At 32.4% G+C, this 25478-nt stretch carries 19 protein-coding genes, 2 tRNA genes and 1 pseudogene; 14 read left to right on the top strand and 8 right to left on the bottom strand.

Annotated elements, in window-relative coordinates:
• Positions 1-14: 14 nt before the first annotated feature.
• Positions 15-1604, bottom strand: coding sequence for a bacillithiol biosynthesis cysteine-adding enzyme BshC (gene bshC / locus AC4FQX_RS02070; RefSeq protein ID WP_491166002.1), 1590 nt, complete (start codon positions 1602-1604; stop codon positions 15-17).
• Positions 1605-2051: 447 nt separating this feature from the next.
• Between bshC and AC4FQX_RS02065 the strand changes: the two are divergent.
• The 3 genes and pseudogenes from AC4FQX_RS02065 to AC4FQX_RS02055 form a co-directional block, all read left to right on the top strand.
• Positions 2052-2150: pseudogene (locus tag AC4FQX_RS02065) on the top strand (peptide chain release factor H); the annotation flags it as partial.
• A gap of 35 nt (positions 2151-2185) precedes the next feature.
• The gene (locus AC4FQX_RS02060; protein WP_491166001.1) at positions 2186-2740 is read left to right on the top strand and encodes a tetratricopeptide repeat protein; all 555 of its coding nucleotides are present in this window, start codon (positions 2186-2188) and stop codon (positions 2738-2740) included.
• A 131-nt stretch (positions 2741-2871) separates the two neighbouring features.
• Positions 2872-5070 carry a B12-binding domain-containing radical SAM protein gene (locus AC4FQX_RS02055; RefSeq protein WP_491166000.1) on the top strand — a complete coding sequence of 733 codons (2199 nt, stop codon included), beginning with the start codon at positions 2872-2874 and terminating at the stop codon, positions 5068-5070.
• 2 nt (positions 5071-5072) lie between these two features.
• Here AC4FQX_RS02055 and AC4FQX_RS02050 read toward each other — a convergent pair whose 3' ends face one another.
• Both AC4FQX_RS02050 and AC4FQX_RS02045 read right to left on the bottom strand, forming a co-directional pair.
• Positions 5073-5432: a hypothetical protein gene (locus AC4FQX_RS02050; RefSeq protein WP_491165999.1), complete on the bottom strand. Its 360-nt coding sequence runs from the start codon at positions 5430-5432 to the stop codon at positions 5073-5075.
• A 34-nt stretch (positions 5433-5466) separates the two neighbouring features.
• A complete protein-coding gene (locus AC4FQX_RS02045; protein ID WP_491165998.1) occupies positions 5467-6285 on the bottom strand; it encodes a class I SAM-dependent methyltransferase in 819 nt (272 codons plus the stop codon).
• 425 nt (positions 6286-6710) lie between these two features.
• Here AC4FQX_RS02045 and AC4FQX_RS02040 point away from each other — a divergent pair, with 425 nt between their 5' ends.
• The 6 genes from AC4FQX_RS02040 (at position 6711) to AC4FQX_RS02015 (ending at position 12074) form a co-directional block, all read left to right on the top strand.
• Positions 6711-7472 (top strand): dimethylarginine dimethylaminohydrolase family protein, encoded by a 762-nt coding sequence (locus AC4FQX_RS02040; RefSeq protein ID WP_491165997.1) that lies wholly within the window; start codon positions 6711-6713, stop codon positions 7470-7472.
• Between the two features lie 8 nt (positions 7473-7480).
• Positions 7481-8932, top strand: coding sequence for an amino acid permease (locus AC4FQX_RS02035; protein WP_491165996.1), 1452 nt, complete (start codon positions 7481-7483; stop codon positions 8930-8932).
• 183 nt (positions 8933-9115) lie between these two features.
• Complete coding sequence (locus AC4FQX_RS02030) at positions 9116-9553, top strand: hypothetical protein (protein WP_491165995.1); 438 nt, start codon at positions 9116-9118, stop codon at positions 9551-9553.
• Positions 9554-9713: 160 nt separating this feature from the next.
• Positions 9714-10619: a helix-turn-helix domain-containing protein gene (locus tag AC4FQX_RS02025; protein ID WP_491165994.1), complete on the top strand. Its 906-nt coding sequence runs from the start codon at positions 9714-9716 to the stop codon at positions 10617-10619.
• A gap of 83 nt (positions 10620-10702) precedes the next feature.
• Entirely contained in the window at positions 10703-11002 is a 300-nt protein-coding gene (locus tag AC4FQX_RS02020) for a putative quinol monooxygenase (protein ID WP_491165993.1), read from the top strand.
• A gap of 85 nt (positions 11003-11087) precedes the next feature.
• Positions 11088-12074 (top strand): aldo/keto reductase, encoded by a 987-nt coding sequence (locus AC4FQX_RS02015; protein WP_491165992.1) that lies wholly within the window; start codon positions 11088-11090, stop codon positions 12072-12074.
• Between the two features lie 361 nt (positions 12075-12435).
• Here the strand turns inward: AC4FQX_RS02015 and AC4FQX_RS02010 are convergent, their stop codons facing one another.
• The 5 genes from AC4FQX_RS02010 to AC4FQX_RS01990 all read right to left on the bottom strand — a co-directional run bounded on the left by AC4FQX_RS02010 (position 12436) and on the right by AC4FQX_RS01990 (position 20190).
• Positions 12436-13653: an MFS transporter gene (locus tag AC4FQX_RS02010; RefSeq protein ID WP_491165991.1), complete on the bottom strand. Its 1218-nt coding sequence runs from the start codon at positions 13651-13653 to the stop codon at positions 12436-12438.
• Between the two features lie 158 nt (positions 13654-13811).
• Positions 13812-15140, bottom strand: coding sequence for a 30S ribosomal protein S12 methylthiotransferase RimO (gene rimO, locus AC4FQX_RS02005; RefSeq protein ID WP_491165990.1), 1329 nt, complete (start codon positions 15138-15140; stop codon positions 13812-13814).
• Between the two features lie 99 nt (positions 15141-15239).
• Positions 15240-17204, bottom strand: a complete 1965-nt coding sequence (locus AC4FQX_RS02000; protein WP_491165989.1) for a T9SS type A sorting domain-containing protein — start codon at positions 17202-17204, stop codon at positions 15240-15242.
• Positions 17205-17438: 234 nt separating this feature from the next.
• A complete protein-coding gene (locus tag AC4FQX_RS01995) occupies positions 17439-18926 on the bottom strand; it encodes an OmpP1/FadL family transporter (protein ID WP_491165988.1) in 1488 nt (495 codons plus the stop codon).
• A gap of 91 nt (positions 18927-19017) precedes the next feature.
• Complete coding sequence (locus AC4FQX_RS01990; protein WP_491165987.1) at positions 19018-20190, bottom strand: hypothetical protein; 1173 nt, start codon at positions 20188-20190, stop codon at positions 19018-19020.
• Positions 20191-20307: 117 nt separating this feature from the next.
• Here AC4FQX_RS01990 and proS point away from each other — a divergent pair, with 117 nt between their 5' ends.
• The 5 genes from proS (at position 20308) to AC4FQX_RS01965 (ending at position 25438) form a co-directional block, all read left to right on the top strand.
• A complete protein-coding gene (proS, locus tag AC4FQX_RS01985) occupies positions 20308-21786 on the top strand; it encodes a proline--tRNA ligase (protein ID WP_491165986.1) in 1479 nt (492 codons plus the stop codon).
• A gap of 77 nt (positions 21787-21863) precedes the next feature.
• Positions 21864-21935, top strand: a tRNA-Glu gene (locus tag AC4FQX_RS01980).
• A 50-nt stretch (positions 21936-21985) separates the two neighbouring features.
• A tRNA-Glu gene (locus tag AC4FQX_RS01975) sits at positions 21986-22057 on the top strand.
• Positions 22058-22094: 37 nt separating this feature from the next.
• A complete protein-coding gene (gene rpsT / locus AC4FQX_RS01970; RefSeq protein WP_491165985.1) occupies positions 22095-22349 on the top strand; it encodes a 30S ribosomal protein S20 in 255 nt (84 codons plus the stop codon).
• Between the two features lie 218 nt (positions 22350-22567).
• A complete protein-coding gene (locus tag AC4FQX_RS01965) occupies positions 22568-25438 on the top strand; it encodes a DEAD/DEAH box helicase (RefSeq protein ID WP_491165984.1) in 2871 nt (956 codons plus the stop codon).
• Positions 25439-25478: the final 40 nt, after the last annotated feature.

Genomic DNA, 25478 nt, shown 5'->3' with positions numbered 1-25478 from the left:
AGTATATTTTTGTTCTATAGCACTACAATATTGAATTTCTGTTCCAATGGTTTTAATTCCTTTGATAGTCTTGTTATCATATCCTCTCCGTTGATAAGGTAATATTCTGAAAAATTATCTTTACGTTCCTGTAAGCTGTTAAAAGGGAATAATTCATCTTTAAGATCTGTGATGCGTTCCAATTCCATACTAAATTTCCTTTTCTGAGCTTTTAACAGACGTTTTTCTAAATTCTCCAGTCCTTTAATCTGTTTTGCTTCCTGTGCTTTTACAGCTCCTATAAAAGAAGCATCTGTTTGTTTTGAGATCAGGAATAGTGTGTCAAACTGCTTTTTTAAAAAGTTTTTCTGTTCAGAAAGGTCTATTGGGAAATCGGATAATGCTTTTGTTTTCTGAGTGATCAGATCCTGTTTTTTCAGAAACAGGTCTGCCCAGGATAAATTTAGTTTATCTGCTTTTTTTGCCTGTTTTTCAGTTGCCAGAAGAACAGAATTTCGTAATAACAATATTGGAAAAGTAATGTTACTTTTCTCAAAGTAATATTTTAATTCCAGCCAGTAAGCCAGTTCCCCACCTCCACCAATGTAACAGAGATTAGGCAGAATAACTTCCTGATATAAAGGACGCATAATAACATTAGGGCTAAATTTTCCCGGATGTTGTTCTAATAAATTTAGAATTTCAGTCTGAGAAAAACGAATTTCAGTATTATTAACCCGGTACTGATCTTTTTCAAATACGATTCGTTCTCTCATGTTATCTTCTAAATAGAATAGATTGATTTCTCTGGGATTAACTTGAATCGTATAGTTTTTTAATATTTCAGTTGTTTTTGAGACTTCCTGACTGGCACTCTGATGTAATAGCTCTTCTCTTATGTAAGGAATGAATTCATTTTTCAGATCCGTAACATCCGCGTCCAGAATAACCAGACCATAGTTAGCAAATAAAGCATTTGCCAGATGTCGGGTTGCATCTGCTAAATTATCAAAAGACAAATAGCTTTCCTCAAACATTTTTTTGATATCGGCTGCATTATTTCCAATTCCCAGTTCGTTTGAAAAAGCTTCAAAAACATCTTCCAGACCTTTTGTATTTAGCCGACCCACAGGACCGTTACTTTCTTTATTCCAGACAATTTTTTTTCCTTTGAAATTGAAATGATTGATTTCTTCAAAATCATGGTCTTCTGTTGCCATCCAGTAAACAGGAACAAAATTATATTCAGGATAGGTCTCTTTTAATTCCTTAGTCAGATTAATAGTCGATATGATTTTATACAGAAAATAAAGAGGTCCAGTAAACAGATTCAATTGATGTCCCGTAGTAATAGTAAAGGTGTTGTTCTCTAATAACAGATTGATATTCTGTTGTGTTAAGAGAGAAGCGTTTGTTCTTTTATATTGTTTATGTAGTGCAGCTACCAGAACACTACGATGATTCCGGTCAAAATTTTGTTGTTTCTCTATAATTTGATCTTTGAAATTCTCTATAGAAGGAAAACGATTATAAAGAGACTGAATATTAGGTTTTTGATCTAAATAGTCATTCATTAACGGAGTGAAATATCCAGATTCTTGATAGCTAATACAATCAGTAGGCATATTAAATGATTTAAGTTTTCGCTAAATTAATGAAAAATATAGTACGAAAAAGGCTTTAACAATAGGTTATGATTTAGTGTTTTTGATTCAGTAATCAGAGTCTGAAAGAAGACTTTTACAGCAAAAAAGGAACTTTAATAGAATGAATATTTTTTTTGTCTATCTAAGTGTTTTGTTTATAGTTGATTACTTTTTTTGAGTAAAAATAATATGTAATTGATCTATTTTCCAGATGTATGATATTATTTTAATAGGAGAAAATATTGATCAAGTCTCAATGGTATATAAGGATATTACTAAAATAATAATAAATCAGGTAGAACAGGTTGATATTCTAGGTACTTTTACATTAGAAACGGTAAGAATGGATCGATAATTGCAGATGTTAGGTTATATTCTATTTTTACTGTAAGAAATAAGTGTGGAGAACAGAACCGGAAAAGGGAAAACGAACTGAATGTAGAAAGAGGAAATCCGGTAAGAACCTTTAAAGGAACTGATTTCAAAAAACAGAAAGATGAGAAAAGTTACAGAGCCACTTTTTAAAAATTAAACCACAATTTAATAAACGAACTGAAACGATGGGAACAAATATTCATGATACGCATTTATTCGAAGCATTAGATGCATATCCCTATAATTTATCGGAAGCCATAGAATCTCTTAATTATGCTTTATCTTATGATAATAAGAACACACTGGCATTATGTTTAAAAGGGAGAGTTTATGCGGAACAACTTAAGGATTACGAACAGGCAAAATTATGTTATGAGGAAGCTCTTGCAGTAGATATTCATGCACTTGAGGTATATCCAAATTTTATTCTGACTCTGATCTGGAATGAGGATTATGATCAGGCGCAAAAGCTGATTGATTTTGCGATGACAATAAAAGGAATGGATAAAGCGCAGATCTATTTGAGACAGGCTATGCTTTTTGAGAGTTTACTCCAATTTAAAGAGGCTAAAAAAGCAGCAAAACAGGCTATTTTGAATAATTTTGATGCCGATCTGCAACAGGATATTTGGGAAGTACATAGCCGAATTAAAGATAAAATAAAATTATTATCAGGGAAAACATCTAAAAAAAATAAGGAGACAAAAAAGAAGAAAAAAGTCAATAAAAAGAAAAAATAATCTTTATAAACTAAATAAGGTACAGGATAATAACTGTACCTTATTTAGTTTATAGCTTCATTTTAAAATTATCTATATAAAGTAGAGCTCTTTGAGAAATTAGAGATAATTTTGCAGTTAAATTTTTAGCATTGAAAGCAACGATTTTCTTACTTACTCCACCTTTTACTCAGCTGAACACACCTTATCCGGCAACAGCCTATATTAAGGGATTTCTGAATACAAAAAAGATAACTGCTTTTCAGGCAGATTTGGGTATTGAAGTGATTCTGGAATTATTTTCAAAAACAGGATTGCAACAACTTTTCAATGTAATTAATCAGCAGGAACTATCTAAAGATCTGAATATTCAACGGATTGTTACTCTTCAGGAAGAATATATTAAGACAATAGATGCTGTGATTTTATTTCTGCAGGGTAAAAATCCAACATTGGCACATCTGATCTGTCAGGAAGATTTTTTACCGGAAGCTTCTCGTTTTGCTGCACTGGAAGAATTGGACTGGGCATTCGGAACTATGGGGACTCAGGATAAAGCAAAACATCTGGCAACTTTATATCTTGAGGATATTTCTGATCTGATTGTAGCCTGTATAGATGAGAATTTTGGTTTTAGTCGTTATGCAGAACGGCTAGGAAGATCAGCCAACAGTTTTGATGAACTGTATCAGGTTTTGCAGCAGGAGTATACGTATACAGACGAGATTCTAATTGGAATATTAGAAGAACGAATGAAAGCAGTTCAGCCTAAAGTAGTTGCAATATCAGTTCCTTTTCCAGGAAATTTATATGCTGCTTTCCGTTGCGGACAATGGATAAAGAAATCTTATCCGGAAGTGAAAGTAGCAATGGGTGGAGGTTTTGCTAATACTGAATTACGTTCCGTGTCTGATCCGCGTGTTTTTGAATTCTTTGATTTTATTCTTCTGGATGATGGAGAAGCACCTATCGAGAATCTGATAGAATATGTGGAAGGAAATAGACCAATTACAGAATTGAAACGTACTTTTACTTTGCAGAATGGTGAGGTAACCTATATTGATACTAAAAACAGCAGAGATTATAAACAATCGGAGATAGGAACACCCGATTACAGCGATTTGTTGCTAGATCAGTATATCTCAGTAATTGAGATTGTAAATCCAATGCATCGCATGTGGAGTGACGGAAGATGGAATAAACTGACGATGGCACATGGTTGTTACTGGGGGAAATGTACCTTTTGTGATATTTCACTGGATTACATCAAAATATATGAACCTGTTGCAGCAAAGCTGTTATGTGACCGTATTGAAGAAATGATGGTGCAGACAGGGCAGAATGGATTTCATTTTGTAGATGAAGCAGCACCTCCTGCCTTGATGAGAGCACTTGCTTTAGAAATCTTAAGACGAAAAATAACAGTTACCTGGTGGACAAATATCCGATTTGAAAAAAGTTTTACACGTGATCTGTGTCTGTTGTTAAAAGCTTCCGGTTGTATGGCAGTTTCCGGAGGACTTGAAGTTGCTTCAGATCGATTACTGGAGTTGATACGAAAGGGAGTGACGGTATCGCAGGTAGCAAAAGTAACCCGTAATTTTACTGAAGCAGGAATAATGGTTCATGCCTATCTGATGTATGGTTTTCCGACACAAACAGCGCAGGAAACGATTGACTCTCTGGAAATGGTACGACAAATGTTTGAAGCGGGGGTTTTACAGTCCGGTTTCTGGCATCAGTTTGCTATGACCGCACATAGCCCTGTCGGAATGTATCCTGAAAAATTTGGTGTGCTTAAAGAAACCGAAGTGATCGGAACTTTTGCTAATAATGACATTGTTCATATTGATAAAATAGGGGCAGACCATGAGAAGTACAGTTTTGGACTAAAAAAATCATTGTTCAATTTTATGCATGGGATTTGTTTTGATTATCCTCTGCAGGATTGGTTTGAGTTTAAGATACCCAAAACAAAGATACCGGAAGATTTTATATTTAATGCTGTTCATGAAGAAGAAGAACTGCTTATAAAATCATCTGCTAAGGTTGCATGGTTAGGAGGAAAACCGATTATAAACCATTTTACAAAAAGAAAAAAAGGAAATCAGTGGGAAATAACAACGCTTACTTTTCATGATAAAAAAGAAAGTTTTAGTATTCAGATCGGCAAAGAACAGGGAGAATGGATCGTAGAAATATTGTGGAAACTCTCTGTATTAAATGAAAAGATATATTCTTTTCAGGAAATAAAAACGGATTATGAATTAAAAGGTTTAGAAGACTTTGAGTTACTCTGGTATTCTAAACCCTTTAATACATTGCGGGAATTTGGACTTTTGATTTTATAGGTCTATTTTCTCAGCATTTTTTTATCTCTTTCAGATTTTATCATCAGATACTTTTCCGTCTGTTCTTTTGTAAGTACAGGAAGTATTTCTTCATCCATTTTATCGGAAAGAAGTTTCATTTTTTCTGTTTTTTCCTCTGTTCGCATTCCTTCCTGCTCTGAGATAACGGTCATTTTATTTTTATTATCTGTTAGAACAGTTGTTATCACTGCTTTCTGAAAATCATCAAGTGTTAATAGTTTATCCAGATATTGAACAGAAGACTGAATAAAATCTAAAGGTTCTTTTTTAGATTGCGCAGAAGTGTTTATTGAAAGAAGGAAGAATACCAGTAAGGTAATATAAGATATATTCAATTTCATAGTTTGTATTATTTATGATTTAAAACCCATAAATTTACGAATTATTACTTTTAAATGCTGTTACAAAAAACAACAAATTTGGCAGAACAATAGGGTGTGTAACAATGTATCTTTCGATTTCCTGATGTGGTTGTATTACAGAATCGAAACCTTTGGAAGAAAAATAGTCTGCAACCTCTTCTTTATTAAAATGACCGATAAAAGGTTCTTTATTGGCTTCTAAAAAAGAAAGAACATTACTGATCATTTCTCTTTTTGGATGTTCTTTATCTAAAAGAACTTGTTCGTTGAAAAAGTCTGCCATTATTCCTGTAATATTGAAATTAGCAATAAAAAAATCGAGAATTTCAAAGACTTTCTTCGCTCGAATAAAACAGGTGCCTCCTTCCCAAAGTAATACAGTTCTTTTTTTGAAGGAAAAGTTATGTATTAAAAGTTCATCTTTTAATTTTTCAGGATCAATATTAGTGAGATCACAGTGTAATATTGTTGCTTTTGTTTTAAGAGGTAGTTTATTATAAGCTTCATTAATTGCAGGAGCAGAGATGTCCAGTCCTATTATTTTTTTATCTGACAAACCTTCTATTGTATCTGCTTTTGTATCCAGACCAATACTTAAGATTAATACTTGTTCAAATTTATCACTATTAGTTTTTATTTGTTTATTAAAGTAATATTCTCTGGTTTTTATATTGTTCGTAAACATTCCTCCGTTTGCATCATTAATATACTTCTGAATGAAATCAGCATCTTCTTCATGATCCTGAATTAAAAGCTGAGCTCTTTCATTTTTAAGTTTTTTTGCTCTTATATAAGAGACAGCATACATTGTTTTACTTAAGTTTTGATCCATAAATCTTTATTGTTGTTGTTTTATTGTTGTTTCTTTTAATATTGTATGGTATCTGTTATTTATTGGCTAATATAAGTTTTATTTATATAATAAATTGTGTTAAATTGTAATTTATTTATTTATTAACGCTCAGAAAAATATCTATGTACAGAAATCTATTCGATTTATAACACTTTAAAGAGCGCTTAAAGTGAAGATAATACATGTATTTAAGCTCTTTTTAGCTTATTTTTATAATTTATTGCTTTTTTTTAATTGATTCTGGAATTATTGATGTTTTATTGATATATTAGCGATATATAGAAAATAGTTTCTAACAATATGAGACTTTGTTAAACAGATTATAAATGCTGTTTATAATTTTAATGTCTCTAGTTATTATACTATCTAAAATAAATTTGTATAACTAAATTAAAAGGAAGAATATGTTCAAAAATGTTATTGTAAAAAAACCAGGAAAAAGTTATGTTGAAGGTTTAACAACCTCAAATTTAGGTGTTCCGGATTATGAAAAATTATTAAAGCAGCATCAAGGATATATTGAAGCATTAAAGAAGTGTAACGTAGGAGTTCATTATCTTGAAGAATCGGAAGCTTTTCCTGATTCTACATTTGTAGAAGATACTGCCGTTCTGACCTCTTCTTTTGCAGTAGTTACCAATCCGGGAGCAGAGACCCGTAATGGTGAAAAGGATCTGATGGAGCCTGAACTGGAAAAATTTTATACTAAAAAATACTATATCAAATTTCCCGGTACAGTAGAAGGAGGAGATGTACTTCAGATCGGTAATAAATTCTATATAGGTGTTTCCACCCGTACTAATCAGGAAGGGGCAGAACAGTTAAAAAGAATATTAGAAAGAGAGAACTATGAAGCTTATGTTTTAACTTTAAAAGAATTTTTCCATCTAAAAACAGGGATTTCCTATCTGGGCAATAATACAGTAGTTCTTGCCGGAGAATATGTAGGTCATCCGTTATTTGAGGAATATTCACAAATTGTGGTTCCTAAAGAAGATGAATATTCTGCAAACTGTATTCGTGTAAATGATTATGTGCTTATTCCTCTTGGTTATCCAAAAACTAAAGAAAAAATGCAGTCTTCCGGGTTTTCAGTTATTGAAGTAGAAATGAGTGAGTTTCAGAAACAGGATGGAGGATTAAGCTGTCTTTCTTTACGTTTTTAATTTTTTTTATGCAGAATAAAAAAAAGAAAAATAAAAAAGTATTAGTTCGCGCAATGAAGAGTAGACATCTTATGATGCTGTCTTTAGGAGGGATTATAGGTACAGGTTTGTTTCTGAATGTGGGTTTGACCATTAATCAGGCAGGTCCTGCAGGAGCCATATTGGGTTACCTGATCGGAGGAGCTATTTTATTTATGGTAATGACTTGTTTAGGAGAGCTGGCTGTTGAAATGCCGGTTTCAGGGTCTTTTCAAACCTATGCAACAAAATTCATTAGCCCTTCTGTTGGTTACGCTCTAGGCTGGGTTTACTTTATAGGAGTTGCAGCAACTGCTGGTGTAGAAGTTACAGCAACAGGAATTTTAATGCAGCATTGGTTTCCGGACGTACCCGTTTGGATATGGTGTGTTGTTTTCATAATGGCATTATTTGTTATGAATGCTGTTTCTACGAAAGCTTTTGCCGAATCTGAATTCTGGTTTGCAGGAATAAAAATAGCAGCTGTAGCTTTCTTTATTGTTATAGGAGTTTTAGTTATTTTTGGTTGGATACCTATTGAAAGAGCAGAGCCTGCGCACTTTGTGGATAATTTATTTCCTGCTAAGATGTTTCCCTCAGGTATATTCATTGTGTTTGTCACTATGATGAATGTTATATTTTCCTATCAGGGATCAGAAGTAGTAGGAATAGCAGCAGGAGAATCAGAAAACCCTCAAAAGAATGTTCCAAGAGCTATAAAAACAATTATTATCAGAGTTATATTTTTTTATATTGCTTCGATAATTGTATTGGCAACCATATTTCCATATACGGAACTGGGGGTGTCAGAAAGTCCTTTTGTTACCCTTATGAAAGTTGTAGGAATCCCATATGCTCCGGATATTATGAATTTAGTGATATTAATTGCTATTTTATCAGTAGGAAACTCCTGTATATATGCCTCTTCTCGAATTATATGGGCAATGTCAAAACAGGGAATGGTTACTAAATCTCTTTCAAAACTAACTAAAAATAAAGTTCCAATGAATGCATTGCTTTTTACTTTATTATTTTCATGCATTTCATTGTTGACAGTAGTAATGGAGGCAGATATTGTATATGTATTATTGGTTTCTATTGCTGGAATTGCGGTAACTATCTCATGGATGGGTATTACAATGTCTCATTTTATGTTCCGGCGTAAGTTTATAAGAAAGGGGGGGGATCTGGCAGATTTAAAGTATAAAGCGATATGGTATCCTTTTTTACCTTTATTCTGTTTTTCTTTTTGTTTTATGATTTTAGTATTTTTAGCCTGGGATCCAACTCAGCGTATTGGTTTACTCTGTGGAGTTTCTTTTTTCATTTTGACAGGATCTTATTATAAAATAATCTTAGAACCCCGAATAAAGGCTAAAAAAGAAAGGAAAAATATAGCAAAAGCAAAGCTGGTCTATCAAGAAATTTCAGATAAAGAATAAAATAGAAATGGTTATTTTAAAAAGGGAGGTACAATAGTTTGTATCTCCTTTTTTATGAAATATAGAGGCTGTTTTCTGTTAATAGAATCGTTGAAGATTTAAAGTAGTATAGAATCTGATTCTAATAGGATTGTTTTATTTATATTCGCGATTATTAATTTTTAATTATAAAATAATAGAGTTATGGCTGTATTGAATACGTTTCTACAAATAGTAGCAGGTGTTGTAGTGTTGGTTTTGATTTATTATATATTTCATTTATTTAATTATATCTATTTTAAAAAAGGTGATTTTAAGAAAGCTCTAAAAGGAGTAGTTGTTACTGTTATTGTTTTATTTGGTTTGATTTTTCTTGGGATTAAAGTAGAAAATAGTATTGTGACTTATAGAGATATTGATGGGTATTATCTTGAAGCGCTTGAGAAAGATTCAGTTGATCGCAATCCCTCAGATTTACAAATAATTGCAAGTTTAGCAAGGGTCAATTTAAAAGAAGAAGATGAGCAAAAATATAGAGAAGTTATAAAAGAAGCTTTTCTGGAGGCATATACCAATCCATTTAAAACAAGAGAAATGGCTCTGGAAGAGTATGAGAAAATAATGAAAGAAAAAAAGAAGTAAAAAGATGTTCGTTTTCTCGGATATTTCCAGTAGGAAATAAGAAAATATATTTCAAAAAAAAACAGAATTAGTATAAATTTTTTTATACTGATTCTGTTTTTTATTTTTATATAAAAAAATTCCGGTTTGATTTTTTGTTTGATTTTTATAACTTTAAAAAATGAGACATACAGAAACGATACAGGAGTTCTACGACCGTTTTTCTACGGCAAATGAAATTAATTTACCTATTAGTAAAGCGGGGGTTGGTCATTTTAATATTTTCCCCCGATGGCGTTGTTCTGCAGAATATAGACGTCGTGATTTTTATAAAATAGCTTTGGTAATAGGAACAGGGAAATTATTTTATGCAGATAAAGAAATTATAATTGACCGACCTGCTTTGATTTTTTCTAATCCGGTTATTCCTTATTCATGGGAAGCAGTATCGGATTTGCAGGAAGGCTGGATTTGTTTATTTACAGAAGAGTTTATTCAGCCATGGAATCATATAGTTTCTGTGCAGGATTTTTCGATATTTCGTATGGAAGATAGTCCTGTGTTTTTTCCGGAAGAAAACTCCTTGAAAGAGATTTTTTTCCTGTTTGAGAAAATGGCACAGGAAATGGCTTCTGATTATTTGTATAAATACAATATATTGCGAAATTATTTACAGCTAATAATTCATGAAATATTAAAACAGTATTCCGAAACAGGAATTAAAAATAAGCAAGTTAATGCAGCTCATCGCATTACATTTGATTTTTTAGAATTACTGGAAAAACAATTTCCGATTGATTCACCTGAGAACCCTCTGAAATTGAAAACAGTACAGGATTATGCACAAACTCTGTCAGTCCACAGTAATCATCTGAATCATTCTGTAAAAGAGATTACCGGTAAAACAACTTCTCAGCATTTATCAGACAGAGTGATACAGGAAGGAAAAGCACTACTCCAAAATACGGATTGGAACATATCAGAAATAGCATATGCCTTGGGATTTAATTATTCATCTTATTTTACTAACTTTTTTCGTAAAAATACAGGTATTTCTCCAAAAGAGTTTCGGATAAGAATTATTTGATTTTTATATGTATCACTTTCATTTTTATAATTTATAAAAACAGAAGTGTTTTAATTTTGTGATATTAAAAAATATAATAAATCATGGGGTTAAAAAATAAAAAAAGAGAAGTTACGGTAATTATAAAGTCTAAATTAGGTAAATCTGAAGAACTTAAAGTTGCTGTTTTAGATTTAATTGAAGAAACAATAAAAGAACCCGGATGTGAAATATTTAAAGTATTTCAAAATGATCAGGATCCTGAAGAATTTATTCTTTGGGAGGTTTTTAGTGACTCATCTGCAATTGATATACATATGGAAAAAGAGTACACCAAAAAATATTTCTCTCTAGAGCTTGCAGAATCTTATAAAGGGATTTATCATTCAGAATTATCCAGATAAACGATAGCGCCAGAGGCTTAAAAATAGAAGAGTTTATTTTAAATTTTAAACAGACTCTAAGAATAATTAAATTTTATTTATCAAAATGAAGTACAGAAAATTAGGAAAAACGGATGAGAACCTTTCTGCAATAGGATTAGGTTGTATGGGAATGTCACATGCTTATGGAAGTAGAGATGATAAAGAAAGTATAGCTACTTTACATAAAGCATTAGATCTGGGTATTAACTTCTGGGATACTGCCGATTTTTATGGCGGTGGGGCTAACGAAGAGTTAATAGCAAAGGTTTTAAAAGAGAACAGAGATAAAGTGTTTCTTGCTACAAAATTTGGTTATCGCTTTAAAGGAGGAAACCTTTTAGCGACTGAATTTGACGGGTCTCCTAAATGGATGAGACAAGCAATTGAATTAAGCTTAAAGAGATTAAATGTGGAATGTATTGATTTGTATTATGCACATCGAGTAGATCCAAACGTGCCTATAGAAGAAACTGTTGGAGCAATGGCGGAACTGGTACAGGAAGGAAAGGTGAAGTATTTGGGATTATCAGAAGCTTCGGTCAAATCTTTACGAAAAGCAAATAGTGTACACCCGATCTCAGCATTACAAAGTGAATATTCATTATTGACAAGAGATGTCGAAAAAGAAATAATACCGGTTGTAAATGAATTGGGAATATCATTTATTCCATTCTCACCGCTAGGAAGAGGGATGTTTACAGATAATTTTGACATGTCTCAGATCGAAGAAGGTGATGCCAGATTGTTTCTGCCTCGTTTTCAAGGAGAACATCTTATTAATAATCAGAATCTGATGAAAGAGTTAACCAAATTTGCTCATGGAAAAAATAGTAGTACGGCACAACTTGCTTTAGCATGGATTCTGGCAAAAGGAACAAATATTATTCCAATACCGGGAACAAAAAAACAAAAATATCTGGAGTTGAATGCTCAGGCAGTTACTATTGATCTCACCATAGACGAAGTGGCTGAAATAGAAAATATAATAGCGAAATACCCTAATACAGGAGATCGTTATCCTGAAGCAGCAATGAAACAAGTTAATCATTAAAAATTAAAACACGGTTATTTCAGAAAAGGAATAACCGTGTTTTTTATAAGATACTATTTATGTTTTATCTTCTAATTTTGCTCATGTGTCAAGCGAATATTCTTTACAGATAGCATAATCTTTGTTTACGAGTATTTTTAAAACTTGTGAAACGTTCATAGCTTCCATTTCAAGATATTTTGCTGGGTATTATCCATATTAAATTTTTTCTTATAAAATAACCGTTTAATATTAACCATCGCCATATTTTTTGGAACTTTATGATATATTTGAGAATGGTGTTCAGACGTTTAATTTGTTTGCGAACTTAAAATGTAAAGACGTAGTCTATCTGTTTAAATGAAAAATAATTATTGTTTTTTTATTGTTTAGAACGAAGTAATCGGCTTGATAAAATGAAAGAGATCAGGATTAATCCGGTTAAACTAAGTGTAAGAAGATTCCATTTTCCATGATAATAAATTACTCCTGTTCCTGTTCCGATTAGACTGGAACCGATATAATAAAATAACCAGTAAATAGAGGTAGCCATACTTTTTCCTTTTTTGGCATGTTCTGATATCATTCGGCTGGCTAAGGTATGTGTAGCAAAAAAACTAAAGGTAAATATTCCTAATCCAATGATTATAAAGAACAGATTATCGGGAAGCATTAGTCCTAATCCTATGATGACTAAAATGATAGATAGTCTGATTAGTTTGAAGGAGGAGTAGATATCCGACCATTTTCCTATTATCATTGATCCGGCAACTCCTGTTATATACATTAAAAAGATAAAAGCAATAACATAATGCGGAAGTGAAAAGGGAATAGTTTCCAGACGAAAGCCCAAATAATTATAAATACTGACAAAACTACCCATCATTAAGGCTGCCACAAAGTACAGCCGAATCATTAGATCGTCTTTTAAAAAGATTTTCATCTGATGCAGACTTTCTGTGCTATTTGATTTTTGCGGTTTGAAAAATTTGGATTCCGGGAATAAGCGGGTAAAGAGTAGCCCCAGAAGTAAACTTCCGATCCCTATGCCGATCACAGCACCTCTCCAGCCAACCCATCCTGACAAAAGAGCTGCAAAAACACGTCCGCTCATTCCTCCAATTGTATTTCCGCTCAGATATAAACTGATTGCAAAACCAAGTATTCGCACATCGACTTCTTCTGATAAATAGGCTAAAGACACGGAGGAAACACCTGCAAGGACCATTCCTTTGATTAAATTGAGTCCAATCAGTACCGGAAAACTAAAAATAAATCCGGAAGCAATGGTCAGTAAAGAGGAAACAAGAAGTGAAAAGGCCATTAATTTTTTTCTTGGTAATTCATCTGCTTTAAAGGCAAGAAAGAACAAACCTAAAGCCATTCCTATTGTACAGGATGAAACCGTCCAGCTACTTTCTGCGGGAGTAATATTAAATTCTTCGCAGAGCGAAGATAACATAGGCTGGAATACATAAAGCTGAGCAAATATTGAAAGTCCGGATAAGAATATACCGATTTTAATGCTGTTAAAACGTTTCGTATTCTTTTGTGCTTTTTCCAAAAGATCAGATTCTTTTGCTATGGGAGATACTATCATATTCTGCATCCTTATTGAGTAAGGATTTCAACTAAGATTAATTTGTAATACGTAAAGTTATCAATTTTTTAGTTTTGTAGGGTAGAAAAAAAGTTTCAAAATAAAAAAGCCAACTACTTAGAAAGAGTTGGCTTTTTTACTATAATATCTGTTTATACTTACAAAGTAGAAGCTTCAACAGGAACTCCATATAAGTCAAATTCCGTAGCATCTGTAATCGTTATATTTACAAATTCTCCGGTTTTTACATAATGTAAGTTAGCATCAATTAAGACTTCATTATCTACATCAGGAGAGTCAAACTCTGTTCTTCCAATAAAATGTTCTCCTTCTTTTCTGTCAATGATACAACGATACGTTTTGCCTATTTTTTCCTGATTCAGATCCCATGATATTTGCGCCTGAATCTCCATGATTTCGGCGGCACGTTGTTGTTTTACTTCTTCAGGAACATCATCTTCTAATGAGTAAGCATGTGTGTTTTCTTCATGTGAATATGCGAAACATCCCAAACGTTCAAAACGCATTTCCTCAACCCAGTTTTTCAGTATTTGGAAATCTTCTTCGGTTTCTCCCGGATATCCTACTATCAGAGTAGTACGAATTGCCATTTCCGGAACGGCAGCTCTGAATTCTTTTAATAATTTAGTTGTTTTTTCCTGAGTAGTTCCGCGACGCATCGATTTCAGAATAGAATCTGAAATGTGTTGTAATGGAATATCAAGGTAATTACAAATTTTCGGTTCACGTTTCATGATTTCCAGTACATCCATCGGGAAACCGGTAGGGAAAGCGTAATGTAAACGAATCCATTCGATTCCTTCTACTTTTACCAGCGCTTCAAGTAACTCTCCTAAATTACGTTTCTTATATAAATCCAGACCGTAATAAGTCAAATCCTGAGCAATTAAGATTAGTTCTTTTACTCCGTTTTTAGCCAGACCTTCTGCTTCTTTTACTAATTTTTCAATAGATTGAGAAATATGTTTACCACGCATAATTGGAATAGCACAGAAACTGCATGGACGATCACAACCTTCTGCAATTTTCAGGTAAGCATAATTTTTAGGAGTAGTTGTTAATCGTTCTCCTAATAATTCGTGTTTATAATCCGCACCTAAAGCTTTCAGTAATAGAGGTAACTCTGTAGTTCCGAAATACTGATTTACATTAGGGATTTCTTTTTCTAAATCCGGTCTGTAACGTTCCGATAAACATCCTGTTACAAAAACTTTATCTACTAAACCCTGTTCTTTTTTATCAACGTATTCTAAAATAGTATTGATCGATTCTTCTTTTGCGTTATTAATAAATCCGCAGGTATTAATTACTATAATATTTCCTTCTTCTGCCTGAGGAGCTTCGTGTGTTACTTCTTTACCGCTGGCACGTAGTTGTCCCATCAGTACTTCACTGTCATATACGTTTTTAGAACACCCGAGAGTGATCACGTTAATCTTGTTCTTTTTTAAAGATTTGGTTCTCATAGAATTATAAATTGGAGTGCAAAATTACATTTTTTATCATTAGAAGTACCATGATTCCTTCTATTATTTGAAGAGGGTTTAAGTTTGTAAATATTTAATTTAGTTTTTGATTATTTTTTTTGTTAGAAGTGTTTCTTCATTATTTATATGTAGAATATAGATTCCTGATGGAGCAGAATGAGTATTTATTTCTATTAAATTATCAGAAATTATAGTTTTATTAATTTTTATTTCATTACCAAATGTATCGAAAAGTTTTATTTTTTCTAAATTTTTAAATTTGTTGGTATTTTGTAAATAAAAATTATTTGTTGTTGGGTTTGGATATAAATTGAAATTGTTATTTGTTATAGATAAGTTTCTTTCTGTTTCAATATTCTGTAAATGTATATTGTCAATTATCGGATTTGAATTTAAGTTTTCTCGGTCTTCTGAGATAGAGATTATTTCTTTTTTATTTTCGTTATTTGTTATCAATGTTAAACTTCTTCTACCTCCTCCTCTAGAGCCTGTAGTGCCTATTGGTCTATTGACTATTATTTCATTGCCATTATTTATAGTTGCATTATTTTGAATAATTAATCTCCTAAAAGTTGTTTTTGAAGTACCTCTTCGAGCAGGACTTGTAAAAACATGAATATAATTTTGATTTATTGCTCCATTTATGTTATTCCATATTAGAGGATTTGATTCATTTGTTGCTATTTGCCATTGGTAAGAAAAATTATCAGAAATATTAGGGATATTTCCATTGAAAGGTTGAGGTTGACTATTGTTTGAATTTAAATTTTGACTACAGCAAATTGTATTTTCTATAATTTTATCGCTTACATTTATCGTTATTGTATTACTTACATTATGACCATTGTTGTAGAATGCTACTCTTCTATACGATATTGTTTTAGTAAATAAATTTGTGGGTGAATAATCTTTGGATATTATGCCGATAATATTTGTCCAATCATTATTTAAATATTTTTGTTGCCATTGATATGTTGATATATTTGAATACTCTGCTATGTCATTACAGCCTCTTCTTACACATCCTTCTTTTATTTTTATTTTTGGTTGTGTCGTAGAGAAAGGTTGTGCTTGCTTTCCAGTAGTAACAATTTGATTTTCAGATATATTATTGTATAAAATAGGATTGCTGCTTTTTATTATTGCACAATTAAAATTTATATCTATTTCTTGAAAACTAAGCCGAATCTTTAAATATGAGCTTGGGGATAAATCAGATGATTTTATTTTTAGATTATTAAATGTTAATGTACCATTGGTAATAGTTGGTGTAGTCCATTCACTTAAACTTGCTTTAATCGATGTGTTGTCAGCTATTTGAATTACTATACTTGGATAATAACCAAGATTAAGTTCTGATCCGTATGTACAATTAAAATTAAAAGATAAATCAATTGTTCTTATTCCAATTTCGTCATTTTCATAATCAGGAACAACTATTGTATTATTTATTAATGGTAATCCATTGCTATATAAAATATTCTTTATGTTTAAATTTGCTGTTGATGGTTTATATGGCTCATTTCCTGTTTTTGTACCACCAATAATCTTATATGTTAATTTATTTGAAATTACAGTTGTTGTATTTTCTGCTCTATAACTAAAAACAATAGAACAACCAGTATTATATACAGTACTTCTTTTAAAACGTAATTTTTGTCGATAAGTATAGCTATAGTTTGTATTGTTGAATTCTAATTTTATAGGTTTTACGAAGAGATAATGTGGAACAACGCCATTATTATAATATTCAGTCTGTTCATTATCAAAGGAATTTGGCTCAAAAAAATAACCGTTTGAAAAACCTTGATTGAAATTAATACTGCTCCCAGTATATGAAGTTTTTACATCAAATTCTATTTCTAGATCATCGACTCCATTAAAACTGAATGTATTATTTGGTAGTACCAAACCATTGGTTACAATATTCAATATTTCAATATTAACTTTAGGTTCATAATTAATATTTACACATTTATTTGTTGAGTATAATGTAAAATTAACTAGTAGTAATGCAATAAAATAATTTTTTAGTTGAATCATAATTTTATTTTAGGTTAATTACAAATATATAGTAAAAAACTACAAAATAAATTAATGATTATTAAGTATAAGATTTTATTCTAAAAAACAATCTTGACTGATTTATTAAAAAACAGATTGTTTTTTGTCAGGATTAAAAATAAGGGTAATTTAAAAAGATAAACCGTAGAGTAGAGGTGCACGGCCGTGCACCTCTACTCTACGGTTTATCTTTTTATACAGATGGTTTTACTGTTATAATTCAAATAATAGAGACAGAGATATATTATTAGTAACAGATTTGATCTTAGCACTGTCTGTTAAGCCGGTACTAAAGAAAGGCTGATTATAATCTCTTTTAGCATGGGAATAAGCTAAGTCTAATTTTGTAGATCCAAAATTAATACCGATACCACCGGAGAAGCCCTGCAGATCACCGATTGTTTTTCCATTTTTATAAGGGCTTTGTTCATAACGATAACCCCCTCTGAAACTTACATTTTCAACACGATATTCTCCACCAATTCTTACTTCGGAAGTTCCCTGAAGTACGTTTGACATTTCTCTGTTCAGATCACTGAAATTACGATCGGAATTAAACTTTGTATCACTATAGTCTTTAAAAGCATAATCAACAGAAAGCAATCCATTTTGTCCAAAAACAAAAGCTAAACTTCCTGTATAAGTTGCAGGACTTTGTAATTTATAAGTAGGGTATATATTTATAATTCCCGGATAATAAGAAATATACGGGCCTTTAGGGCAATCAGGGCAATATGTTTCCATACCTTGTGTTAATTCATCATTTAGTCTGTACCATGTAGGAGACTGGTAAGATAAACCTAAACGAATTTCATCCGTTGGTTTAATAATCGTTCCTAACTGAAAAGAGAACCCATTTCCATGTGTATACAGGTCATTGTTGTAACGTACATCTTGTACACCGTTATTAGGAGTTCTTGTAGTGCTATCATAGATGTCTTCATAGAAACTAGTTGATCTTTTATAGTCTACAAAATGGGCATTCAGGTTTAAACCAAAATAAAGCCAATCCTGATATTGTGTAGCGAAGTTAAAAGACAATTTTCCATTATAACCGGAAGAGGACATAGTACTCTCCTGATGATAATTATCAGTTCCTCCCATATTAGAAAAATAGTTGTTTGTTCCGGATGTGTTTTCAATAAGATAGGTTCCATATGCTAAAGAAGCTTGTTGTTCACGGAAGTTTAATTGATTATAATCCAGATTAAGTATATCTGTTGATTTTCCGTTAGCCTGATTTATAAAATATTGTGCAACTGAATTAGTAGGGTTATTACCTACTATAAAACTCTTATTGTCAAAGTTATTAGTATTTTCATAATTAATTCCTAATGAGAATTTCTTCCAGTCGTTATTGCTACTCTGATTGTCAAAAACAAAAACAGCACCAATCTGACTCAGATCAAAATCATTGTTTTTTTTAGAATATCTGCTTCCAAAATAATCTGATTTATTATTAGTATGGTAATTACTTACTGTAAAACCTACCTGATTATTAATAAAAACAGCTGAACCGGCAGGGTTAATACCTATTGAGGATAAATCTCCTCCTAGTGCACCAAATGCACCACTCATCGCTCTGAATCTTGCAGTACCATTTAAGTTATCCTGCGAAAAACGCATTGCATCTGATATATCCTGACCTTGCATTGCAGTAATTGAGAGCCCTACAAATGCTATTGATAAAATTTTTTTCATCTTTTTAGTTTTTTAATTAGAACAAAAAATACCCATTAAATGCAAAGGTGAGTTACAATAACATGGGTATTTTTTTAATTTTTGTGTGTATTTATCTTCTACCGCCTCCGCCAGAAGAACGTCCACCGCCTCCACCACCATATGAACCTCCACCACCGGATCTTCCTCCGCTATAGCTTGAAGAAGGTCTTGAGTAAGAAGAGCTGGGAGCGCTGTAATTACTACTGTTACTGCTTCTTCTGGTGTTGTTGTAATTACTACTTCCGGAGTTGTTATAAGCAGGTCTGGTAGCTGCATTATTGGTTGTATTACTACTGTTTCTTCTGGTAGTATTGTAATTGGTATTGTTATTACCATTATAAACAGGTCTGGTAGTTGCATTACTACTGTTACTGTTTCTTCTGGTAGTATTATAATTGGTATTGTTATTACCTTTATAAACAGGTCTGGTAGTTGCATTACTGCTGTTACTGTTTCTTCTGGTAGTATTATAATTTGTGTTATTCGTATTATAATTTGGTCTGCTTGTAGTATTACTGTTTCTTCTGGTAGTATTATAATTGGTGTTACTGCCATTTGAGTAATCTCTTCTTCCACTATTGTAATAACTGTCGCTACCACGTCTTCCATTATTGTAGTAAACGTTGTTATTATAGTAACCATTATTCCAGTGATTGTGGTAGTATCCACCACCATACCAGCCAGATCCCCAACCCCAGCTAGGACCATACCAGGAATTACCCCATCCGCCATAATAGCTGTTATAGGGACTCCATCCCCAATTGAAACCAACACTAGGACCATACCATGAATTCCATCCAAAACTCCATCCGGAGTTATAGTTGTAATAGTAAGGATTCCAGTTATTATTATAGTAATTTACTGTGACGCGGTCAGGATTACTACCCCATCCGGAATAGCCACTTGTATATCCGACACCCTGACTTGCATCAAAGCTTTCAGTATTGTCGTAGTAAGTATCTACGTCTGTAAAAATATCTACAGGTTTATCGGAGTTAGAACTATATCTGTCAGATAAAGAGCTAAAATAGTTTTGATATTCACTATTCTGATTGTTTGTATTTGTGGCATAATAATCATTTCGAGTTGTAGAGGTATTTGATCTAGAACTTCCGCTGTAGATACCATCACTGTCATAATAAGACGAGTTTTGATAAGAACCACAGGAAGTGACTAAAATGCTAAGAAGTCCCATTAAAATATAAAGGGATGTTTTTTTCTGTGAAAAATAATAAGTTTTCATATCTCGCATTTTTATTGTTGGACATTACAAAAATAGTTAGTTTTGCACGAACTATCTAATTAAGTTTAGTTAAACCGTTTATTACAATAAAACAATATTTGTGCCAAACTATTACATATGAGCAAGAACCTAACAAAAAGATCAGAAGATTATTCGAAGTGGTATAACGAATTAGTTGTCAAAGCCGACTTGGCTGAAAATTCAGCAGTGAGAGGATGTATGGTAATTAAACCTTATGGTTATGCAATTTGGGAAAAGATGCAAGCAGAGCTGGACAGAATGTTTAAAGAAACAGGCCATCAGAATGCTTATTTTCCTTTGTTTGTTCCCAAAAGTATGTTTGAGGCAGAAGAAAAAAACGCAGAAGGATTTGCAAAAGAATGTGCTATAGTGACACATTACAGACTGAAAAATGACCCTGATAAACCGGGGAAATTAATGGTAGATCCAAATGCAAAATTAGAGGAGGAATTAATTGTTCGTCCAACGAGTGAAGCGATTATCTGGAATACCTATAAAGGATGGGTGCAGTCTTACAGAGATTTGCCTCTTTTGATTAATCAATGGGCTAATGTAGTGCGTTGGGAAATGAGAACACGTTTATTTTTAAGAACGGCAGAGTTCTTATGGCAGGAAGGACATACGGCACACGCAACTCAGGCAGAAGCAATACAGGAAGCAGAGCAGATGAATAATGTGTATGCGAGTTTTGCAGAAAATTTTATGGCTATTCCGGTGATAAGAGGAACTAAAACAGAGTCAGAGCGATTTGCCGGAGCTGTGGAGACCTACTGTATTGAAGCGTTAATGCAGGATGGAAAAGCATTACAGGCAGGAACCTCTCACTTTTTAGGGCAGAACTTTGCAAAGGCGTTTGATGTTAAGTTTTCAAATGCTGAAGGGAAGCAGGAATTTGTATGGGGGACATCATGGGGAGTTTCTACCCGATTAATGGGTGCTCTGGTAATGACGCATTCAGATGATAATGGATTGGTTTTGCCTCCTAATTTAGCACCAATACAGGTTGTAATTGTACCGATACATAAAACAGATGAACAGTTAGCTGAAATAACGGCGGAGGTTAATGGTCTGACTGCTCAGTTGAGAAAACTGAATATTTCAGTTAAGTATGATGACAGAACGACTCAAAAACCAGGATTCAAGTTTAATGAGTACGAATTAAAAGGAGTTCCTGTACGAATTGCTATCGGTCCGAAAGATCTTGAAAACGGAACTTTTGAGGTGGCAAGGAGAGATACATTAACAAAAGAGACGGTTTCTAAAGAAGGAATAGTAAATTATATTCAGAACCTTTTAGGACAGATCCAGACTGAATTATTTACTAAAGCTTTACATTACAGAGATACTCATATTACGGAAGTAAATAGCTTTGAGGAGTTTAAGGAGATTTTAGAGAATAAAGGGGGTTTTGTGTCTGCACATTGGGATGGAACAGCGGAGACAGAAGAGAAGATTCAGGAGCTTACAAAAGCAACCATAAGATGTATTCCTCAGGGTAGAGCAGAAGAAGCGGGAAGCTGTGTATTTACAGGTAATCCTTCTATTGGAAGAGTGCTTTTTGCAAAGTCATATTAAAAAAAAATAAAATTTTTACAGAAGCTCTTGCACAAATGAAAAAATGTTGTATTTTTGCATCCGCATTACAGAAGTAAGGTCCGTTCGTCTATCGGTTAGGACGCCAGGTTTTCATCCTGGTAAGGGGGGTTCGATTCCCCCACGGACTACAAGTTCAAAATAATATTGGTTACGATATATAAGGGCTTAGAAGGATAATGGTCCGTTCGTCTAGGGGTTAGGACGCCAGGTTTTCATCCTGGTAACAGGGGTTCGATTCCCCTACGGACTACTAAAAAAATATTAAAGATTTAATTTATTTAAAACAAATGGCAAATCATAAGTCAGCTTTAAAAAGAATCAGAAGCAACGAAAAGAAAAGAGTGTTAAACAGATATCAACACAGAACTACTCGTAACGCGATTAAAGCATTACGTCTAGCTACTGAAAAAGGTGAGGCTACTGAGAAATTATCAAGTGTAATTTCTATGATTGATAAATTAGCTAAGAAAAATATCATTCACGATAATAAAGCTTCAAACTTAAAATCTAAGTTAACAAGACACGTAGCAACTCTATCATAAGTTATAGCGTTTTTACTTTACTTTATAAAAAAGGTTCCTAATACAATTAGGAACCTTTTTTATTGATATATGCTTTGTTTTGTATTAGTTCAATCAAGGCTCTGTTTAATGAATTTTATTCTATTTTATTATTTTTATTGGATCAAGACGAATTATAAATACTGTCTTGTAGATAGAGTAAGTTCAAAATAAATAAAATCAATATACAAATAAGGCAATTGGATACTCAACATAAAAAATTAAAAAAAATAGCAGTCCCTTTTATTTTGTTTGATTTTTATAATCCCAAATATTCGTTTTTGATTCGTTTTGGAGAAGTTATAAAATTAGAGAATGAAATAAAACTAAAGGTTTATCCTAATGATGAACTTATAAAAGTCAGGTTAGCTGTCTTTGATTCATCTTTTATAAAAATTATAGATCCGTTCACTTATCCTTTTATTAGTAACTATTTTTTGGAGAAAAAATTATTACTTCAAAAAGAATTAATAGATTTTGAAACCAATCCAAGGGTTCTTTTAAAGCATAATCATTATCTTAAAACCCATATTCATCAATATTGGAGTCAATTACAAAAATACCCTGTAACGTATATAAAAGAGTATTTTGATGACAAGCGTATTGATATTCCGGTAGTATTAACGAGTGAGAATATTATATCTGAAATCACATTATCTTTGGATGTAAACGGGAATTTTTTGCTAACATTAGATTTTTTTAATTCCTGTAATCGATTATCCGACTGGAAAATATATGGTAATCAATTTCTATATTATAAAGAAAACGATAAAAACAAGCTGGCTTTACCTAGTTCAGGTATAACACATTCAAGAATTGTAAAATTTAAAGGGCTTAAGGTTATTTCTATTCCGAAAGAACGTTTTAATTTGGACTTTTATGTCCAATATTCAGGTATTTTGTCTGAAACGTTTCGGGTGAATGATTCTGTACATTTAGAATTGATTAGGGAGATTCCTGAGATTAAAATACAAATTGATGAAATGCTTTTTGATTATGTTCGGATTACTCCTGTGTTTTGTTATCAAAACATAGTTTGTAATTATAATGATAAAAAAGAATATTTTACAAACGACTCTTTTGGATTGGTAAAAATTATACGTGATTTTGAGTTGGAGCGGAATGTAATATTGGAATTACAAGCATTTGATGTTTCTTTTAATTCACAAAATGATTCTTATTTTCATAAAAATGTACTGGGTAAGGAAAGAGAAAAATATGTTTCTGAATTAATTTCTTTTTTTAAAGCGAAGAATTATTCCTACGAGCTTTTATTAGATATAACAGTTAAAGAATATGTGTCTGATATACCTTTTCTGACAGGTAAGACTATAGATAAAATAGATTGGTTTGATTTAGAGGTAGATGTAGTTTGGGGAGATATATCAATTCCTTTTAATGAAGTAAAAGATGCAGTTTTGAGCAATCGGGAAGAAATAGAAATAGGGGTAGATTTGTATGGGAGAATACCTCAGGAATGGAAAGGGAAATATGATTATTTATTTGCAAAAGGATCAAAAAAGAATGTTTTTAAATTTAATAAAAAGCATTTTAATGAATTTGATACCTTTCAGGGGTTTGAAGACTTTATAGATTCAAATATCAAGCAGGATATTGAGTTAAAAAAAGAACAATTAATGCATTTGGATACAATAGAAACGATTCCTGTTTCAAATGCGATACAAGCTTCCCTTCGACTTTATCAGGAAGAGGGATTTAAATGGATGCAGTCGTTAGAACAAATAGGATGGGGAGGTTGTCTGGCAGATGATATGGGATTGGGGAAAACGTTGCAAACGATTACTTTTTTACAATATTTAAAAGAAAAATATCCAAATTCTATTTCTTTAATTGTTTGTCCAACAGCATTAATCTATAATTGGACTGATGAAATAAAGAAGTTCTGCCCAACGTTGCGTTATCATGTTTATTATGGGTTGAACCGAATATTAGATTCTGATTTTATTCGGGATAATGATGTGATTATTACTTCGTATGGAGTGGTACGTAATGATTTAGAAAGTTTGAGGGAATACACTTTCAGATATATTATTCTAGATGAGAGTCATATAATCCGAAATCAGAATACACAAACTACAAGGGCAATTAATGCTTTAAAATCAGTAAATAAACTGATCCTTTCAGGGACGCCAATTCAAAATAACCTATTGGATTTATATACTCAGTTTGAGTTTATAAATAAAGGCTTTTTTGGGACAGAGAAGGGGTTTAGTGCGGATTATGGTGCTAAGAATGCTTCGGAGGCTGATTTGATTCGGTTAAAAAAGAGAGTTGCGCCTTTTATACTGAGGAGAACTAAAAAAGAAGTAGCAAAAGATTTACCTGAAAAATCAGAAACGATCCTTTGGTGTGAGATGACACCGGAACAAAAAGAGCTTTATGAGAGTTACAGACAGGAGTATAGAGAGACTGTTCTGAATACTATGGATAATGAAACGTTTAACAGGTCAAGACTTCAGGTATTACAGGGTATTACTCGTTTAAGGCAAATTTGTGTTCATCCTAATCTAATTGCTTCTGAAACACAGCAGTTTAGAGAAACAGCAAAAATGACCGCTTTGTTTGAAGAAATTATTCCCAATATCGGATCCGGTAAAATTTTAATATTTTCACAATTTACTACCATGTTGCAACTGGTGAAAAATGAACTGGATGACAGGAGGATGAAGTATAGTTATCTTGATGGGAAAACCCCTTCAAAGGAGAGGAAAACCATTGTGGATGACTTTCAGGATAATGATACGAATCAGCTTTTTTTACTTTCATTAAAAGCAGGAGGTGTTGGTCTGAATTTGACTGCTGCTGAATATGTTGTTATTCTTGATCCGTGGTGGAATCCTTCTGCAGAGGCACAAGCGATTGATCGTTGTTATAGAATAGGGCAGACAAAAGCCGTTTTTGCCTATAAATTTATCTGTAAAAACACTATAGAAGAAAAAATTCTTAATCTGCAACAACATAAAATTGAAACAAGTGACAGTATTCTGGGAGATGCGGACAGCATGATGAAGCAATTTACTCTGGAGGATATCAAATCATTATTTGAGTAGTGTTGAGGCTTGTTTAAATCACTGTTTATGATGATTATAA

The sequence above is a fragment of the Flavobacterium sp. AK-301 genome (genome assembly GCF_058310215.1).
Note: the sequence above shows the minus strand (reverse complement) of the source record. Positions and strands in the feature narration are given on the sequence as shown.

Bases quoted from the DNA above. Each gene is read 5' to 3' on its own strand.
- AC4FQX_RS01995 (WP_491165988.1), bottom strand. From the start codon at position 18,926: ATGAAAAAAATTTTATCAATAGCATTTGTAGGGCTCTCAATTACTGCA.
- AC4FQX_RS01990 (WP_491165987.1), bottom strand. From the start codon at position 20,190: ATGAAAACTTATTATTTTTCACAGAAAAAAACATCCCTTTATATTTTA.
- AC4FQX_RS02030 (WP_491165995.1), top strand. From the start codon at position 9,116: ATGGCTGTATTGAATACGTTTCTACAAATAGTAGCAGGTGTTGTAGTG.
- AC4FQX_RS02015 (WP_491165992.1), top strand. From the start codon at position 11,088: ATGAAGTACAGAAAATTAGGAAAAACGGATGAGAACCTTTCTGCAATA.
- AC4FQX_RS02020 (WP_491165993.1), top strand. From the start codon at position 10,703: ATGGGGTTAAAAAATAAAAAAAGAGAAGTTACGGTAATTATAAAGTCT.
- AC4FQX_RS02035 (WP_491165996.1), top strand. From the start codon at position 7,481: ATGCAGAATAAAAAAAAGAAAAATAAAAAAGTATTAGTTCGCGCAATG.
- AC4FQX_RS02040 (WP_491165997.1), top strand. From the start codon at position 6,711: ATGTTCAAAAATGTTATTGTAAAAAAACCAGGAAAAAGTTATGTTGAA.
- AC4FQX_RS02060 (WP_491166001.1), top strand. From the start codon at position 2,186: ATGGGAACAAATATTCATGATACGCATTTATTCGAAGCATTAGATGCA.
- bshC (WP_491166002.1), bottom strand. From the start codon at position 1,604: ATGCCTACTGATTGTATTAGCTATCAAGAATCTGGATATTTCACTCCG.
- AC4FQX_RS02010 (WP_491165991.1), bottom strand. From the start codon at position 13,653: ATGATAGTATCTCCCATAGCAAAAGAATCTGATCTTTTGGAAAAAGCA.
- AC4FQX_RS02000 (WP_491165989.1), bottom strand. From the start codon at position 17,204: ATGATTCAACTAAAAAATTATTTTATTGCATTACTACTAGTTAATTTT.
- AC4FQX_RS02050 (WP_491165999.1), bottom strand. From the start codon at position 5,432: ATGAAATTGAATATATCTTATATTACCTTACTGGTATTCTTCCTTCTT.
- rimO (WP_491165990.1), bottom strand. From the start codon at position 15,140: ATGAGAACCAAATCTTTAAAAAAGAACAAGATTAACGTGATCACTCTC.
- proS (WP_491165986.1), top strand. From the start codon at position 20,308: ATGAGCAAGAACCTAACAAAAAGATCAGAAGATTATTCGAAGTGGTAT.
- rpsT (WP_491165985.1), top strand. From the start codon at position 22,095: ATGGCAAATCATAAGTCAGCTTTAAAAAGAATCAGAAGCAACGAAAAG.
- AC4FQX_RS02045 (WP_491165998.1), bottom strand. From the start codon at position 6,285: ATGGATCAAAACTTAAGTAAAACAATGTATGCTGTCTCTTATATAAGA.
- AC4FQX_RS02025 (WP_491165994.1), top strand. From the start codon at position 9,714: ATGAGACATACAGAAACGATACAGGAGTTCTACGACCGTTTTTCTACG.